Annotated in this window: 12 protein-coding genes and 2 rRNA genes (1 of these 14 running past the window's edge); 8 read left to right on the top strand and 6 right to left on the bottom strand. The window is 66.3% G+C overall.

Translation table 11 applies throughout. The features are described from left to right. Positions 1-1,806, top strand: a 23S ribosomal RNA gene (locus ACZK2R_RS23260) (it extends 1,074 nt beyond the left edge of the window). 127 nt (positions 1,807-1,933) lie between these two features. Further along, positions 1,934-2,048, top strand: a 5S ribosomal RNA gene (gene rrf, locus ACZK2R_RS23255). 450 nt (positions 2,049-2,498) lie between these two features. Here rrf and ACZK2R_RS23250 read toward each other — a convergent pair. The 3 genes from ACZK2R_RS23250 to hemH form a co-directional block, all read right to left on the bottom strand. Further along, positions 2,499-4,604, bottom strand: coding sequence for a methyl-accepting chemotaxis protein (locus ACZK2R_RS23250; RefSeq protein ID WP_180838724.1), 2,106 nt, complete (start codon positions 4,602-4,604; stop codon positions 2,499-2,501). Positions 4,605-4,894: 290 nt separating this feature from the next. Next, positions 4,895-5,749 carry an alpha/beta fold hydrolase gene (locus tag ACZK2R_RS23245; RefSeq protein ID WP_032128450.1) on the bottom strand — a complete coding sequence of 285 codons (855 nt, stop codon included), beginning with the start codon at positions 5,747-5,749 and terminating at the stop codon, positions 4,895-4,897. Next, positions 5,746-6,708, bottom strand: coding sequence for a ferrochelatase (gene hemH, locus ACZK2R_RS23240; protein WP_032128451.1), 963 nt, complete (start codon positions 6,706-6,708; stop codon positions 5,746-5,748). The genes ACZK2R_RS23245 and hemH overlap by 4 nt, the downstream gene beginning before the upstream one ends. A gap of 165 nt (positions 6,709-6,873) precedes the next feature. Between hemH and ACZK2R_RS23235 the strand changes: the two genes are divergently transcribed. The 4 genes from ACZK2R_RS23235 (at position 6,874) to tatC (ending at position 9,293) form a co-directional block, all read left to right on the top strand. Next, the gene (locus ACZK2R_RS23235) at positions 6,874-7,767 is read left to right on the top strand and encodes a lipid-binding SYLF domain-containing protein (protein ID WP_180838725.1); all 894 of its coding nucleotides are present in this window, start codon (positions 6,874-6,876) and stop codon (positions 7,765-7,767) included. A gap of 75 nt (positions 7,768-7,842) precedes the next feature. Continuing rightward, positions 7,843-8,070 (top strand): Sec-independent protein translocase subunit TatA, encoded by a 228-nt coding sequence (gene tatA, locus ACZK2R_RS23230; protein WP_032128453.1) that lies wholly within the window; start codon positions 7,843-7,845, stop codon positions 8,068-8,070. A gap of 15 nt (positions 8,071-8,085) precedes the next feature. Then, positions 8,086-8,547: a Sec-independent protein translocase protein TatB gene (gene tatB, locus ACZK2R_RS23225; RefSeq protein WP_032128454.1), complete on the top strand. Its 462-nt coding sequence runs from the start codon at positions 8,086-8,088 to the stop codon at positions 8,545-8,547. Further along, positions 8,544-9,293, top strand: a complete 750-nt coding sequence (tatC, locus tag ACZK2R_RS23220) for a twin-arginine translocase subunit TatC (protein ID WP_032128455.1) — start codon at positions 8,544-8,546, stop codon at positions 9,291-9,293. Before tatB ends, tatC begins: the two co-directional genes overlap by 4 nt. Positions 9,294-9,378: 85 nt before the next feature. Here the strand turns inward: tatC and ACZK2R_RS23215 are convergent, their stop codons facing one another. From ACZK2R_RS23215 to ACZK2R_RS23205, 3 genes are read right to left on the bottom strand one after another with little or no spacing between them, the layout of a single operon-like run. Further along, complete coding sequence (locus tag ACZK2R_RS23215; protein WP_012512520.1) at positions 9,379-10,290, bottom strand: BPSS1780 family membrane protein; 912 nt, start codon at positions 10,288-10,290, stop codon at positions 9,379-9,381. 50 nt (positions 10,291-10,340) lie between these two features. Next, entirely contained in the window at positions 10,341-11,087 is a 747-nt protein-coding gene (locus ACZK2R_RS23210) for a glutamine amidotransferase (protein ID WP_032128456.1), read from the bottom strand. Further along, on the bottom strand, positions 11,059-12,894 hold the full coding sequence (locus tag ACZK2R_RS23205; RefSeq protein ID WP_180838726.1) for a GspE/PulE family protein: 1,836 nt from the start codon (positions 12,892-12,894) through the stop codon (positions 11,059-11,061). The genes ACZK2R_RS23210 and ACZK2R_RS23205 overlap by 29 nt, the downstream gene beginning before the upstream one ends. Positions 12,895-12,977: 83 nt before the next feature. Between ACZK2R_RS23205 and glyQ the strand changes: the two genes are divergently transcribed. Both glyQ and glyS read left to right on the top strand, forming a co-directional pair. Then, entirely contained in the window at positions 12,978-13,889 is a 912-nt protein-coding gene (glyQ, locus tag ACZK2R_RS23200) for a glycine--tRNA ligase subunit alpha (protein WP_006403404.1), read from the top strand. Positions 13,890-13,976: 87 nt separating this feature from the next. Beyond that, positions 13,977-16,052: a glycine--tRNA ligase subunit beta gene (glyS, locus tag ACZK2R_RS23195; RefSeq protein ID WP_180838727.1), complete on the top strand. Its 2,076-nt coding sequence runs from the start codon at positions 13,977-13,979 to the stop codon at positions 16,050-16,052. The last annotated feature ends 11 nt before the right edge of the window (positions 16,053-16,063 follow it).

Genomic DNA, 16,063 nt, shown 5'->3' with positions numbered 1-16,063 from the left:
CGTAATAGCTCACTGGTCGAGTCGGTCTGCGGGGAAGATTTAACGGGGCTAAGCAGTGAACCGAAGCTTGGGGTGCATAACTTTGTTATGCGCGGTAGAGGAGCGTTCCGTAAGCCGTTGAAGGTGGATTGAGAAGTCTGCTGGAGGTATCGGAAGTGCGAATGCTGACATGAGTAACGATAATGCGGGTGAAAAACCCGCACGCCGAAAGCCCAAGGTTTCCTTGCGCAACGTTAATCGGCGCAGGGTGAGTCGGCCCCTAAGGCGAGGACGAAAGTCGTAGTCGATGGGAAGCAGGTTAATATTCCTGCACCTCGCGTAAGTGCGATGGAGGGACGGAGAAGGTTAGGTGTACCAGGCGTTGGTTGTCCTGGGGAAAGGCGGTAGGTTTGGATCTTTGGCAAATCCGGGATCCTTTAAGACCGAGCACCGAGACGAGCCTTTATGGCGAAGTCACTGATACCACGCTTCCAGGAAAAGCTCCTAAGCTTCAGCTTACGCAGACCGTACCGTAAACCGACACAGGTGGGTAGGATGAGAATTCTCAGGCGCTTGAGAGAACTCGGGTGAAGGAACTAGGCAACATGGCACCGTAACTTCGGGAGAAGGTGCACCCTTTTTGGTGGCTCGTGCGAGCTATAGCTGAAGAGGGTCGCAGTAACCAGGCCGCTGCGACTGTTTATCAAAAACACAGCACTCTGCAAACACGAAAGTGGACGTATAGGGTGTGACGCCTGCCCGGTGCTGGAAGGTTAATTGATGGGGTCAGCCGCAAGGCGAAGCTCTTGATCGAAGCCCCAGTAAACGGCGGCCGTAACTATAACGGTCCTAAGGTAGCGAAATTCCTTGTCGGGTAAGTTCCGACCTGCACGAATGGCGTAACGACAGCGGCGCTGTCTCCACCCGAGACTCAGTGAAATTGAAATCGCTGTGAAGATGCAGCGTTCCCGTGGCAAGACGGAAAGACCCCGTGAACCTTTACTATAGCTTTACACTGAACGTTGAGTTCGTCTGTGTAGGATAGGTGGGAGGCTATGAAACTGTGGCGCTAGCTGCAGCGGAGCCATCCTTGAAATACCACCCTGTCGTGCTTGACGTTCTAACCTGGGCCCATTATCTGGGTCGGGGACCGTGTATGGTGGGTAGTTTGACTGGGGCGGTCTCCTCCTAAAGAGTAACGGAGGAGCTCGAAGGTACGCTCAGCGCGGTCGGACATCGCGCACTGTGTGCAAAGGCATAAGCGTGCTTGACTGCAAGATCGACGGATCAAGCAGGTAGGAAACTAGGACTTAGTGATCCGGTGGTTCTGTATGGAAGGGCCATCGCTCAACGGATAAAAGGTACTCCGGGGATAACAGGCTGATACCGCCCAAGAGTTCATATCGACGGCGGTGTTTGGCACCTCGATGTCGGCTCATCACATCCTGGGGCTGTAGTCGGTCCCAAGGGTATGGCTGTTCGCCATTTAAAGTGGTACGCGAGCTGGGTTCAGAACGTCGTGAGACAGTTCGGTCCCTATCTGCCATGGGCGTTGGAGATTTGAGAGGGGCTGCTCCTAGTACGAGAGGACCGGAGTGGACGAACCTCTGGTGTTCCGGTTGTCACGCCAGTGGCATTGCCGGGTAGCTATGTTCGGAAGCGATAACCGCTGAAAGCATCTAAGCGGGAAGCGCGCCTCAAGATGAGATCTCCCGGGGCACAAGCCCCCTGAAGGAACCATGTAGACTACGTGGTTGATAGGTCAGGTGTGTAAGTACAGCAATGTATTGAGCTAACTGATACTAATGATCCGAGAGGCTTGACCATATAACCTCAAGTTGCCTTGGCTTTACGACAGCGTCGTAAGAGCATCCAAGTGCACGCTACGTCACAAGAACTACGAGAGGCAGGCGCCTTATCCAGCTGTATCGGATGGCGACGCTCCAACCGCCTCCCTGGTGAAATTAGCGCTGTGGAACCACCCGATCCCATCCCGAACTCGGAAGTGAAACGCAGCTGCGCCGATGGTAGTGTGGCTCAAGCCATGCGAGAGTAGGTCATCGCCAGGGTTTACACCAAAACCCCGCTGCTCACGCAGTGGGGTTTTTCTTTGTGCGCGCGAAATGCGGGTAGTGCCGGCCGCTGGCCGGCACTGCCGTGGCTGCACAGCGGCCGGTAGATCCACGCTATGCGAGGATATTCTCCGCGGGCAGCCACAGCGCCAACCAAGGTTGGCGTCTACCGAGTGCAGCCGGACCCACAGTAGATCCACGCCGTGCGTGGATGGGCTGTCCCTGCAAAGATCGGTGCCAACCCCGGCAGCAGGCCAGACGGTGCGCGTCGCTGTGATTGCCGGCCAGCGGCCGGCATTACCAGTAGATCCACGCCATGCGTGGATGCCCTCCGTGAGGAACCACGGCGCCAACCGAGGTTGGCAGCTACTGGCAGCAAGGCCTACGCAACAAAAAGACGGCGCCCTGCGGGCGCCGTCTTGATCAGGATCGAACTGAAGGCCCGGATCAGGCGGCCTGCGAGACCTCGTGCGGTTCCTGCTGGCGGAACACCGACACCGCCTCGGTAAGCGTACCCGCCTGCGATTGCAGCTCGCGTGCGGCCGCGGTGGCTTCCTCCACCAGCGCGGCATTCTGCTGTGTGGCCTGATCCATCTGCACTACGGTCTGGTTGATCTGCTCAATGCCGATCGACTGCTCCTGCGACGCCGCGGAAATCTCGCGCATCAGGTGGCTGACATCCTCCACGCCGCCAACAATGCCCTGCATGCGTTGGCCGGCGTCAGCTACCAGCTGGGCACCCTCACCCACCTGGCGGCCGGCTTCGTCGATCAGCTTCTTGATCTCCTGGGCCGCCGCCGCAGAGCGCTGCGCCAGTACCCGCACCTCGCTGGCCACGACCGCGAAGCCTCGGCCCTGTTCGCCGGCGCGTGCCGCCTCCACGGCTGCGTTCAAGGCCAGGATATTGGTCTGGAAGGCAATGCCGTCGATGACGCCGGTGATGTCGCCGATCCGCTTCGAAGCACCTTCGATGGCCTGCATGGTATTCACCACCCGCTGCATGGCCGTGTTGCCGTCACTGGCAGCGCTCTGCGTGGAAGCTGCCAACGCACTGGCCTCACGCGCGTGGGCGGCGTTCTGGCGCACGGTGGCGGTGAGTTCCTCCATCGATGCTGCGGTCTCCTGCAGGTGCGCGGCCTGGCGCTCGCTGCGCTCGGACAACGCGCCGTTGCCGGCGGCAATCTCGCTGGCGGCGGTACTGATCGACGCCGCACATTCCTGGATGCGACCGACCATGCGTGCCAACTGACCGGCCGTGGCATTCGCATCGCGCTGGATGGCAGCGAAAGCACCGTGATACTCGCCGTGCATGCGCCGGTCCAGATCGCCATTGGCCAGTGCCGAGAGCATCTGCCGCACTTCGTTGACGGTGCTGCCGAGCGTATCGAGCAGCTGGTTGATGCCACCGGTCAGCCCATCGAGGAAACTGGCACCTTCAGTGGCCTGCAGGCGCTGGTCGAGATCACCGGCCGCTGCCGCAGCGACGATGCCGGCCACGGCGTTTTCCAGCGCGAGTTCATGGGTGCGGTCATGCCATTCCACGGCGAAGCCCAGGCGCACGCCCTGCGCATCGAACACCGGGGTGACCACCTGCGCGAAGTGCACCGGGCCGATCTGCACCTTGCCGTTGTGCGTGACCTGCAGGCCATTGAGGATCGCGCGGATGCGGTCCGGGTTGGCGTGGAAGCGGTGGATGCTGCTGCCGACCAGGCGCTCGGCGTCGAAGTCGGGGAAGGCCTGGCGCAGTGTTGCCTGCTGGTTGCGCAGCAGGGCCACCACCGAGCGGTTCACGTAACGGATCACGTGGTCGTTGTCGGCAATCATCATCGCGGTGCGCGAGGCGTCGAGCGCCTGGCGGATCTGCGCATTCTCGGCATGCGCGTCAGCCTCGCGCCCACGCTGCGCCTGTACGTGGCGGGCGGTATCGGCCAGTGCATGGGCCAGCGAACCGGGTGCATAGGCCGCGGTATCCGCATGTGCGCTCAGATCGGTGCCCGTCGCGATATCGCGCGCCAGTGCCGCCAGGCGGCGTGGGCCGTGGCCAAGCGCCTCGGTCTGCTGGCGCAGGCGCAGCGCGACCTGGCCGAGGAACACGGTCAGGCTGGCGAACAGGCCCGCCTGCAGCAACGTCGGTCCCACGGCTGCGCCGTGCAGCAGCGGTACCAGCAGGGCGAGGGTGCCAACACCACCGGCCAGCCATACCGGCAGGCGATCGCGGTGGCTGAGCAGCACGCCCAGCAACAGCGCAATCGGCAATGCCGGTGACAGGCTGACGATCGCGCACAACAAGGCCAGCTGCAGCGACAACAGCAATGCCAGGCCATTGCGGGCGACGGCCCGGCCCGCCTGTGGACCGGCCAGCCAGAGGGCGGGCAGTACGGCGGCCGCGGCCAACGCAGCGCCCGGTACGTGGGGCCCACGCAGGGCCAGCACCAGGCCAGCCACAGCCAACGCCGCGCTGCCGATCAGCAGTCGACGGTCAGCGCGGTGCGCGAGCTGCTGCAGATGCGGCATGCGGGCGGTATCGGGGGGACGGGAGGATGCAACGGACATCGGCGACTCCTGGATCAGCAAACGACAACAGCCACGCCGCGGCACACGCAGGAGTGCGTGTGCAGGGCGCGAGCCGGGAATTCGGGGAATGCGGCGCGATCAGCGACGCGGAGACGGGACACCGTGGCCACATCCTGTGGGTGACGGTGCAGCAGAGCGGGCATGCGGACTTCCTTGCAGAACCAGACACACGCCGCAGGCCCGACCGGACCTGCGTGCTGCGGACGCAGGGGCCCGCAACTGATGTATCGGCCGCAAACGCGCGGAGTGAAGCGCGCGGATACTTCTGCTCAGCCGGCGTTGCCGTTGCTGAAGAAGTGCAGGATCACGCCCGCGATCTGTTCCGGGTCTTCCATGTGCAGGTGATGGTTGCCGGCAAACACCGCCAGACGGCCATCGCGCAGGTGCTGCAGGCGATCGCTGCGCATCGGCTCGGGATAGTACGACTGCGCCGGTGTGGCGTAGATCACCTGCGTCGGGCAGGCGATGGCCTGCAGCAGGTTGTCGATCTGGCCTTCGCTGAGGCGGATCGCAGTGGGCAGCATCAGGCGCGGGTCGCTGCACCAGCGGTAACCACCTTCGACCGGCTCCACGCCGCGCTCGACCAGCAGCCGTGCACAGCGCTCGCTGAGCTGGTTGGTCATCATCCGCGCGCGGATCGGCGCGGCGAGGTCGGGGAACACGCGCAGCTGCTTGCGTGCCAGTGCGCGTGTGGCATTTACATGTTCGCGCAGGCGGTTGGCGGTTTCTTCCTCAGGACCACGCAGGCCGCCGAGTGCTTCGATCGCCACCAGCCGTTCGACACGGTCGCTGACCGAGGCGGTGAGGCTGGCGATGCCGGCGCCCATCGAATGGCCAAGCAGGCTGAAACGGTCCCAGCCCAGCGCGTCGGCGACGTCGAGTACGTGACAGATGGCGGCGGCCGTGGTGTAGCTGGCACCGGCCGGCAGATGCGCGCTGTGGCCGTGGCCGGGCAGGTCGATGGCCACCAGCTGCAACGACGACAGGTGCGGCGCCAGCGGCACGAAGCTGGCCGCGTTGTCGAGCCAGCCATGCAGGGCCAGCACGCGCGGGCCATCACCGTAGTTGCGCAGGCCGGCGACGCGCGCGCCACCGACCTCGAGTTCAAACGGCTGCAGGCTCATGCCAGTGACGCCACGGCCAGCCGTGCCAGCGCACGCGCGTGCTCCGGTTCGGCGTTGAGGCAGGGGATGTAGCGCATCGTCGCGCCGCGCTCGGCCAGTGTTTCGGTGAAGCCCAGTGCCACTTCTTCCAGCGTCTCCAGACAGTCGGTGGCGAAGCCCGGACACACCACGTCGATCTGCTTCACGCCGGATTCGGCCAGCGCCCACAGGCTGGGCTCGGCATACGGCTGCAGCCAGCGCTCGCGGCCGAAGCGCGACTGATAGCCCATCTGCCAGTCGTCCCTGCCCAGCTCCAGCGCCTTGGCGATGGCCTGCGCACTGGCCTCGCAGCGCTGCGGATACGGATCGCCGGCATCGGCCAGGCGCTGCGGAATGCCGTGGAAGGAGAACATCAGTTTCTGGCCACGACCGTGCTGTTCCCAGTAGCGGCGGATCGAGCCGGCAACGGCGTCGACCCAGCCCGGATCGACCGAATAGTCGCGTACCAGGCTCACGGTCACGCCCGGATTGCGGCGCTGCCAGGCATCGACGCGGTCTTCGACCGAGGCGGTGGTGGTGGTGGAGTACTGCGGGTACAGCGGCAGCACCACGATGCGGCGCGCACCGTCGGCCGCCAGCCGGTCGAGTTCGCTGGCCAGCGCCGGTTCGCCATAGCGCATTGCATGGCGCACCGTCAGGGTCGGCAACAGCGCTTGCATGGCCTGCGCCAGCTGGCGCGTATGCACCATCAGCGGAGAGCCCTCCGGCAGCCAGACCTGGGCGTACTTGGCCGCTGAACGGCTGCTGCGCAGCGGCAGGATCAGTCCGCGCAGCAACGGCTGCCACAACAGTGCCGGGATCGAGACCACGCGGGGGTCGGACAGGAATTCAGCCAGGTAACGACGTACGGCGGGGGCCGTCGGCGTCTCGGGCGTGCCTAGGTTGACCGCCAGCACGGCGGTATCGGGTGCGTCGAGCATGAGCGGTATTGTCGCCGATCCGGTGCCGCGCCGGGATGCAGGGTTCGGATTGCAGGCATAGCGCGCATCAATGTGAGCAGGGAACGCTCATTGGGGATTCATGACAACACTACTAATTTCAGTCACTTGCTATATCTTCCTATGGACTGACTTCTGGAGCCTGCCATGCGTCGCCCGATCCAAGCCCTGCTGATCGCCGCCAGCCTGCTGTCCAGCCAGGCCATGGCCGGACCGCAGGAAGACCAGCGTGCCCGCAATGCCGTGCGCGTGCTGGCTGAAATCCAGGAAATCCCTGAACAGGGCATTCCGGACAAATTGCTCGACGAAGGCCGCGCGGTCATCGTCATTCCCGACACGATCAAGGCCGGTCTGGTCATTGGCGGTCGTCGTGGCCACGGCCTGATGTCCGTGCGCATGCCCAACGGTGCCTGGTCCAACCCGGTGTTCGTGAAGCTCACCGGCGGCAGCATCGGCTTCCAGGCCGGCGTGCAGTCCTCCGATGTGGTGCTGGTGTTCCGCAACGACCGTAGCCTGGACAACCTGGTCAACGGCAAGTTCACGCTGGGCGCCGATGCGGGTGTCGCCGCCGGCCCGGTCGGCCGCAATGCCGCCGCCGCCACCGACGGTCAGCTGAAGGCCGAGATCTGGTCCTGGTCGCGCGCCCGCGGCCTGTTCGCCGGTGTCGCCCTGGATGGTGCGGTGCTGCAGATCGACGATGCCGCCAACCTGGACGCCTACGGCAGCAACACCACGCCGCGCATGATCTTCGAAGGCCGCGCCGCCGGTTCGCCGTCGATGGATGTGGTGACGTTCCGCGACCGCCTGGAAGAGGCCACCTACGCCGCGCGTAACAACCGCAGCGGCAACGGCGGTAGCGCGCCGCGCCCGGCAGCGGCCCCGGCGGTTGCTCCGGCGCCTGTTCAGGGAGCGCCGGCCGCCCCGGCCGAAGCCACCACCGCACCGCTGCAGAACGTGCCGCAGAACCCGCCGCAGCAGCAGCAGGGCTTCCAGCCGGTCAACGACGGCGAAATCCGCACGGAAACGCTGGGCGGAAACTGACTTTCGTCACGCGCGCCGGCTAACACCCGGTGCGCTATGCTCGACAGCCTGATCACTAACGTAACGAGCGTCTTTATGGGCAGTTTCAGCATCTGGCATTGGTTGGTCGTGCTGGCCATCGTCCTGCTGGTGTTCGGCACCAAGCGCCTGACCAGTGGCGCCAAGGATCTCGGTTCGGCGGTCAAGGAATTCAAGAAGGGCATGCGCGACGAGGACAAGCCGAACGCGCAGCTGGGCGATGAATCGCGCAGCCAGGACGCCTCGCGCGCCGCGCAGGACGAGCACGACCGTAACGCTCGCTGATCCGGAGCGGTCGCGGTGTTTGATATCGGCTTCAGCGAACTGCTGGTGATTGCAGTGGTCGCCTTGGTGGTGCTCGGTCCCGAGCGCCTGCCCAAGGCGGCCCGCTTCGCCGGCCTGTGGGTGCGGCGTGCCCGTAATCAGTGGGATTCGGTGAAACAGGAACTGGAGCGCGAACTGCAGGCCGAGGACATCAAGCGGCAGATGCAGGACGTGCGCCAGGGCATGCAGGACACCGAGAACCAGCTGCGCGCCAGCGGTGAAGCGATCCGTCGCGAAGCGCAGGAGGCCCAGCAGCAGGGCGATACGCTGGCGCAGGAGGTGCGCGCGCCGGCGCCCGCAGATCTTCCGCCGCACATGAGCGCCGTGCCCGACGCCGATGCGCCGGCACAGGAGAGCGTTGCTCCCGAGCCGACGCCGGCGACACCCCCTGAAGCCGGTGCGCCGCCGCCGCAGAGCAGCCCGGAGCGCCAGCCATGAGTGAACAGGATTTCGGCGAAAGCTCGCTGGTCGAACATCTGGTGGAACTGCGCGGCCGCCTGGTGCGCGCATTGCTGGGCCTGGGCGTGGTGCTGCTGGCGCTGCTGCCGTTTACCCAGAAGCTGTACAACGCGCTGGCCGAACCGCTGGTCTCGCAGCTGCCGAACGGGCAGACGATGATCGCCACCAACCCGGCCGGTGCGTTCTTCGCCCCGCTGAAGCTGACTTTCTTCGTGGCCCTGTTCGTGGCGGTGCCGTGGCTGCTGTACCAGCTGTGGGCGTTCGTTGCCCCGGGCCTGTATGCGCGCGAGAAGCGCCTGGCGGTGCCGTTGCTGGTGTCGTCGGTGCTGCTGTTCTACGCCGGCTGTGCCTTTGCCTACTTCCTGGTGCTGCCGGCGGTATTCCACTTCCTCACCACCTTCAGCCCGGACGTGATCGCGATCACTCCGGATGCGAACGCCTACCTGGACTTCGTGCTGGCGATCTTCTTTGCCTTCGGCGGCAGTTTCGAACTGCCGGTGGCGATGGTGATCCTGGTGCTGCTGGGCTGGGTGACGCCGCAGCAGTTCAAGGAAGGCCGTGGCTACGCGATCGTCGGCATCTTCGTGGTGGCCGCAGTGCTGACCCCGCCGGACGTGGTCTCGCAGCTGATGTTGGCGATTCCGATGTGCCTGCTCTACGAGCTGGGCATCCACGCCGCACGCTGGCTGGTGCCGTCGTCGGTAGTGAAGAAACCCGCCGCCTGAAAGAAAAAAGGGGACGGAGGGGATTAAGTCGTCTATGCCCAGTGTGTGCAGCTAACGACTTAATCCCCTCCGTCCCCTTTTTCCGTCAGGCGTGGAACACGTCGCTTGAGGTCGGCGTGGTCGGGATCGGTGGGGCCGCGCGGCTGCCGCGATGCACGAACATCTGCTTCCACGCGGCGTAGACCGCGCCGACATACAGCGGCATCAGCACCGTGGTCAGCACCAGCTGGGCGATGAAGGCCGCAGCCAGCGGGCCACCGATCAGCATCGCGACCTGGATCACGATCACGAACAGGATGTACATGCAGAACGCGGCGATCAGGCCGAGCGCGGCGAACACGAACATCGCGCCGATGTTCTCGATGCAGCCCTGCAGGCTCAGGCGCAGCGCATGCATGCCGCTCTGCTTGTCGAACACCACCAGCGCCGGCTGGGTGAACATCGCCAGTGACAGCGCCACCGCGCTCAGGAACACCAGCAGCATCCACAGCGCGATGCGCTTGGCCGGCAGGTTGGCGACCAGCGCGGCCGCGTCGTCCGGCTTGATCTGCTGGCCGCTGCGGCTGATTTCTTCCATCTTGGTCATGACCTCGCTGAAGGCGGTGAAGCCCTCGCGGCCGATCATCATGAACAACAGTGCGCCCAGCAGCAGGACCGCCAGCACCTGGATCGCCAGCGGCACCAGCAGGTGGCTGACGCGGTGGTCGCGGATCGGCTGCAGCAGGTGCGAGGCCAGGCCCGGGCGGCCTTCGTCGATCTCGCCCACGGCATACAGCATGCCGCCGAACATGATCGGCGAAATGGCCAGGGTCATCAGCTGCACGGCCATGCCGGCGGCGCCGGGAATCAAGGTCGACAGCAGGGTCACCACCCAGCTCACCAGCAGCCAGGTCAGGCCGATCCGGGCCAGCTGCAGCGGCGCGCGCCGGTACAGGGAGAACGTATCCAGCAACCACTGGGCGCCCGCCGAGGCCGGCAGCTTGCGAATCTCTTTCATGGACATCCGGGAAGGACAGGAGGGGGCCGGGCGGCTGCCCGTGCCGCCGATTATCCCTGTTTTGCCACCGGCTGGGCTGAAGACAGCCGCGCCTGGCGGACGAAGCGGCGCAACAGCTGGCGGGCCAGTGGTGCGGCGCTGACCGCGCGCTCGATGCTGCGGGCGCAGCCGCCGTGGCGGCCGATGCAGTCGGCGCGGGCGCGCACGTAGCCGCGCATGTGGTGGGTGGCGAATTCCGGATGGAACTGCACGCCCCACGCCTGGCGGCCCCAGCGGAAGGCGTGGCAGCCGTCCAGCGGCGAGCGTGCCAGCACTTCGGCACCTTCCGGCGCGCGCAGCACGGTCTGCAGGTGGGTGGCATGGGCGGCGAAATGCTGCGGCAGGCCCTGGAACAGCGGGTCCTGCGCGGCCTGCGGCTGCAGTTCCAGCTCGATCGTGCCGGACTCGCGGCCAGCCGGGTTGTAGGCCACCTCGCCACCCAGCGCGTGCGCCAGCAGCTGATGGCCATAGCAGATGCCGAATACCGGCAGGTCGTCGTGGGCGGTCTGGCGCAGCCATGCGGCGCTGCGCTCGCTCCACTCGGCGTGGTCGGTGACGAAGGCGGCCGAGCCGGTCACCAGCACGCCAGCGAAGGCATGTGGGTCGGGCAGGGCGCCACCGTGTTCGACATCGACCACCACCGTCTCGTGCTCTTCCAGCCCGGCGGCGACGCGGATCCAGTGCGGAAAGCGCCCGTAGCGGCGCAGCGAGGGTACCGGGCGGCCGGTTTCAAGGATCAGGAACGGGGCTGGGTTCATCCGGGGGCGGCAGCACTGACAGGACTTCCTCGATTGTAGTCAGCCCCTGCGCCACCTTTTCAAGCCCGGCCTGGCGCAGGGTTCGCAGCCCTTCAGCCCGCGCAGCCCGGCTGAAACCGGCCAGATCCATGTCGGCGCGGATCTGCCCGCGCAGCCGCGAACCCAATGGCAGCAACTCATACAGGCCGATGCGGCCGAGGAATCCGGTGCGCCGGCACTCCAGGCAACCGACCGGCCGACAGGGCGTGGCGGCATCTGGATATGCGGCATGGCTATCAGCCAGCACCGCCCAGTCGGCGGCGCCGAGGCTGTGCGGCTGCTTGCAGTGCGGGCACAGCGTGCGCACCAGTCGCTGGGCGAGGATGCCGTTGAGGGTGCTGGCCAGCAGGTAGTGCGGCACGCCCAGGTCGAGCAGGCGGGTTACCGCCGAGGGCGCGTCGTTGGTATGCAGGGTGGACAGCACCAGGTGGCCGGTCAGCGAGGCCTGCACCGCCATCTGCGCGGTTTCCAGGTCGCGGATCTCGCCGATCATGATGATGTCCGGGTCCTGCCGCAGCAGGGTGCGCACGCCGCTGGCGAAATCCAGGTCGATGTTGGTCTGCACCTGCATCTGGTTGAACTCGGGCGCGATCATCTCGATCGGGTCCTCCACCGTGCACACGTTCACGTCCGGCGTGGCCAGGCGCTTCAGCGTGGAATACAGGGTGGTGGTCTTGCCCGAGCCGGTCGGGCCGGTGACCAGCACGATGCCGTGCGGGCGTTCGACCAGTGCATTCCAGCCCGCCGCCTCCTGCGGGCTGAAACCGAGCTGGTCGATGCTCTTGAACGCGGCATCGGGGTCGAAGATACGCATCACGCACTTTTCGCCGAAGGCGGTGGGCATGGTCGACAGGCGCATCTCGACCTCACGGCCACCCGGCGAACGGGTCTTGATGCGGCCATCCTGCGGGCGCCGGCGCTCGGCCAGGTCCATGCGGCCGAGCACCTTGATGCGGCTGACCACCGCGGTCATCACCGCCGGCGGTACCTCGAACACCTTGTGCAGCACGCCGTCGATGCGGAAGCGCATGCGCCCCATTTCGCGGCGCGGCTCCAGGTGGATGTCCGACGCGCGCTGCTCGTAGGCGTACTGCAGCAGCCAGTCCACGATATGCACGATGTGCTGGTCGTCGGCATTGACGTCGCCGGTGCGGCCCAGCTCCACCAGCTGTTCGAAGCTGGGCAGGGTGGTATTGGCTTCGCCACGCACGTCGCCACGGGCGCCGCGCACCGAACGGGTCACCCCGTAGAACTCCATGGTGTAGCGGTGCAGGTCCAGCGGGTTGACCACCGCCAGTTCGATGCGGCGCCGGGTCAGGTGCTGCAGGTCGCGGCGCCATTCCTGCACCAGTGGCTCGCTGGTGGCCACCAGCACGCGCTCGGCATCCACCGCCAACGGCAGGAAACGGTGGCGGCGCGCGTAGGCATGGGAGACCAGCGCGGTGACCGCGGCAACGTCGACCCGGGTCGGGTCGATGCGCAGGTAGCGGCTGCCGGTGCGCTGCGCCAGCCACTCGGTGAGGCGCTCCAGGGTCAGTTCGCCACCGCCGTTGGCGGCCAGCTTGAGGTTGGACAGCAGCACCAGCGGGTGCACTTCACTGGCGTTGCGTGCGCCTTGCGCGGAAAAGCGCATGCGCTCGCGGTCCTGCTCGGCCACCAGGCCATCGGCGATCAGGGCCGCGGCAATCTGCTCGAACTGCAGCCGTCCCCACGGCAGCGGTACGCGGCCAGCCTCGCCGGGCGTGCCCACCGGCAGCCGATGTTCCATCTGCCTGCTCCTCCCGGGTACGGAATGCCCCGCAGGTCGGCCGTTATACTAGCGCACCCCCTTGCCGGCCAAGACTCGTACGCATGTCCGCGACCCCGACCGTTCCGATCACCTTCCAGGGCCTGATCCAGACCCTGAACCAGTTCTGGGCCCAGCAGGGCTGCGTGCTTATCCAGCCGCTCGACCTGGAGGTGGGCGCCGGTACCTTCCACCCGGCCACCTTCCTGCGTGCGATCGGTCCGGAGAGCTGGAACGCGGCCTACGTGCAGCCCTCGCGCCGCCCGACCGACGGCCGCTACGGCGAGAACCCGAACCGTCTGCAGCGCTACTACCAGTACCAGGTGGCGATGAAGCCGGCGCCGGACAACATCCAGCAGCTGTACCTGGATTCGCTGAAGGCACTGGGCATCGATCCGCTGGTGCACGACCTGCGCTTCGTCGAGGACAACTGGGAATCGCCGACGCTGGGCGCCTGGGGCCTGGGCTGGGAAGTCTGGCTCAACGGCATGGAGGTGACCCAGTTCACCTACTTCCAGCAGGCCGGTGGCCTGGAGTGCCGCCCGGTGCTGGGCGAGATCACCTATGGTCTCGAGCGCCTGTGCATGTACCTGCAGAACTGCGACAACGTCTACGACCTGGTCTGGACCTACGGCCCGGACGGCCAGCCGGTGACCTACGGCGACGTCTACCACCAGAACGAGGTGGAGCAGAGCACCTACAACTTCGAATACGCCGACGTGGAAGAGATGTTCCACCGCTTCGATGCCTGCGAGCGTGAAGCGCAGAAGCTGGTGGAAGTGAACCTGCCGCTGCCGGCCTACGAGCAGGTGATGAAGGCCAGCCACACCTTCAACCTGCTGGACGCGCGCCGCGCGATCAGCGTGACCGAGCGCCAGCGCTACATCCTGCGCGTGCGCGCGCTGGCCCAGGCGGTGGCCAAGGCGTACTACGAGCAGCGCGAGAAGCTGGGCTTCCCGGGTGCGAAGAAGGCCTGACGGCCTTCCTGCACCGACCCGCTTTTCACCCACTACCCGGGGCGCCGGACGCGTTGCGCGCTGCGCCCCCACCACAGGATCGAACCGATGAGCCAACTGTCCCCCCTGCTGATCGAACTGGGCACCGAGGAGCTGCCGGTCAAGGCGCTGCCGGGCCTGGCCCAGGCGTTCTTCGACGGTGTCGTCGAAGGCCTGCGCAAGCGCGGCGTCGCGCTGGAACTGGGCGATGCGCGCCCGCTGTCGACTCCGCGCCGCCTGGCCGTGCTGCTGCCGGGCGTCGGCCTGGAACAGCCGGAACAGCACAGCGAAGTGCTGGGCCCGTACCTGAACATCGCGCTGGACGCCGAAGGCCAGCCGACCAAGGCCCTGCAGGGCTTCGCCGCCAAGGCCGGGATCGATTGGACCGCGCTGGAAAAGACCACCGACAACAAGGGTGAGCGCTTCGTGCACCGCGCGGTGACCCCGGGCGCGAGCACCGCCAGCCTGCTGCCGGAGATCCTGCGCGAGGCGATTGCGGCGATGCCGATTCCCAAGCCGATGCGCTGGGGCGATCACACCTGGGGCTTCGCGCGCCCAGCCCACTGGCTGGTGCTGCTGCACGGTGCCAACGTGGTCGAGGCCGAGCTGTTCGGCCTGCAGGCCGGTCGCGTCAGCCGTGGCCATCGTTTCCACCACGACCAGGCGGTGTCGCTGGCCCAGCCGCAGGATTATGTTGAAGCCCTGCGTGCCGCGTTCGTGCTGGTCGACCCGAGCGAACGCCGTGCGCGCATCGTTGCCGAGGTCGAGGCCGCTGCGGCCAAGGCCGGTGGCAGCGCCCGCATCACCGACGACAATCTGGAACAGGTGGTGAACCTGGTCGAATGGCCGTCGGCAGTGCTGTGCAGCTTCGAACGCGCGTTCCTGGCGGTGCCGCAGGAAGCGCTGATCGAGACGATGGAGATCAACCAGAAGTTCTTCCCGGTGCTGGATGCCACTGGCACCCTGACCGAGAAGTTCATCGGCATCGCCAACATCGAATCGAAGGACGTGGCCGAAGTGGCCAAGGGTTACGAGCGCGTGATCCGCCCGCGCTTCGCCGATGCCAAGTTCTTCTTCGACGAGGACCTGAAGCAGGGCCTGGTGTCGATGGGCGACGGCCTGAAAACGGTGACCTACCAGGCCAAGCTGGGCAGCGTGGCCGACAAGGTGGCGCGCGTGGCCGCTCTGGCCGAAGCGATCGCCCCCCAGGTCGGCGCCGACGCCGCGCAGGCCAAGCGGGCCGCGCAGTTGGCCAAGAACGACCTGCAGTCGCGCATGGTCAACGAATTCCCGGAACTGCAGGGCATCGCCGGCCGCCACTACGCCGTGGCCGGTGGTGAATCGCAGGAGGTGGCGCTGGCCATCGACGAGGCCTACCAGCCGCGCTTCGGCGGTGACGACATCGCGCTGTCGCCGCTGGGCAAGGTGCTGGCGATTGCTGAACGTGTCGACACGCTGGCCGGTGGCTTCGCCGCTGGCCTGAAGCCGACCGGCAACAAGGACCCGTTCGCCCTGCGCCGCAACGCGCTGGGCCTGGCCCGCACGATCATCGAAAGCGGCTTCGAGCTGGACCTGCGCGCGCTGCTGGCCAGCGCCAACGCCGGCCTGGCCGCGCGCAACGTGCAGGCCGATGTCGGCGAGCTGTACGACTTCATCCTCGACCGCCTGAAGGGCTACTACGCCGACAAGGGCGTGCCGGCCACGCACTTCAACGCCGTCGCCGAGCTGAAGCCGGCCTCGCTGTACGACTTCGACCGCCGCCTGGATGCGATCGGCACCTTCGCCGCGCTGCCGGAAGCCGAGGCGCTGGCTGCGGCCAACAAGCGCATCCGCAACATCCTCCGCAAGGCCGAAGGCGACATCCCGGCCCAGATCGACCCGGCGCTGCTGCAGGAAGACGCCGAGCGCGCGCTGGCTGAAGCGGTCACCGCGGCCATCGACGACACCGGCGCCAGCCTGCAGCACAAGGACTATGTGGCTGTGCTGGCGCGCCTGGCACGCCTGCGCCCGCAGGTCGACGCGTTCTTCGATGGCGTGATGGTCAATGCCGAGGATCCGGCGCTGCGTGGCAACCGCCTGGCGCTGCTGACGATGCTGGGTGAGCGGCTGGGCAAGGTCGCGGCGATCGAGCATCTGTCGAGCTGATTGGCGGCCCA

The organism is Stenotrophomonas sp. 96582_Sma (assembly GCF_056480905.1).
The sequence above is the reverse complement of the archived record's forward strand: the minus strand, read 5'-3'. Positions and strand labels throughout refer to the sequence as shown.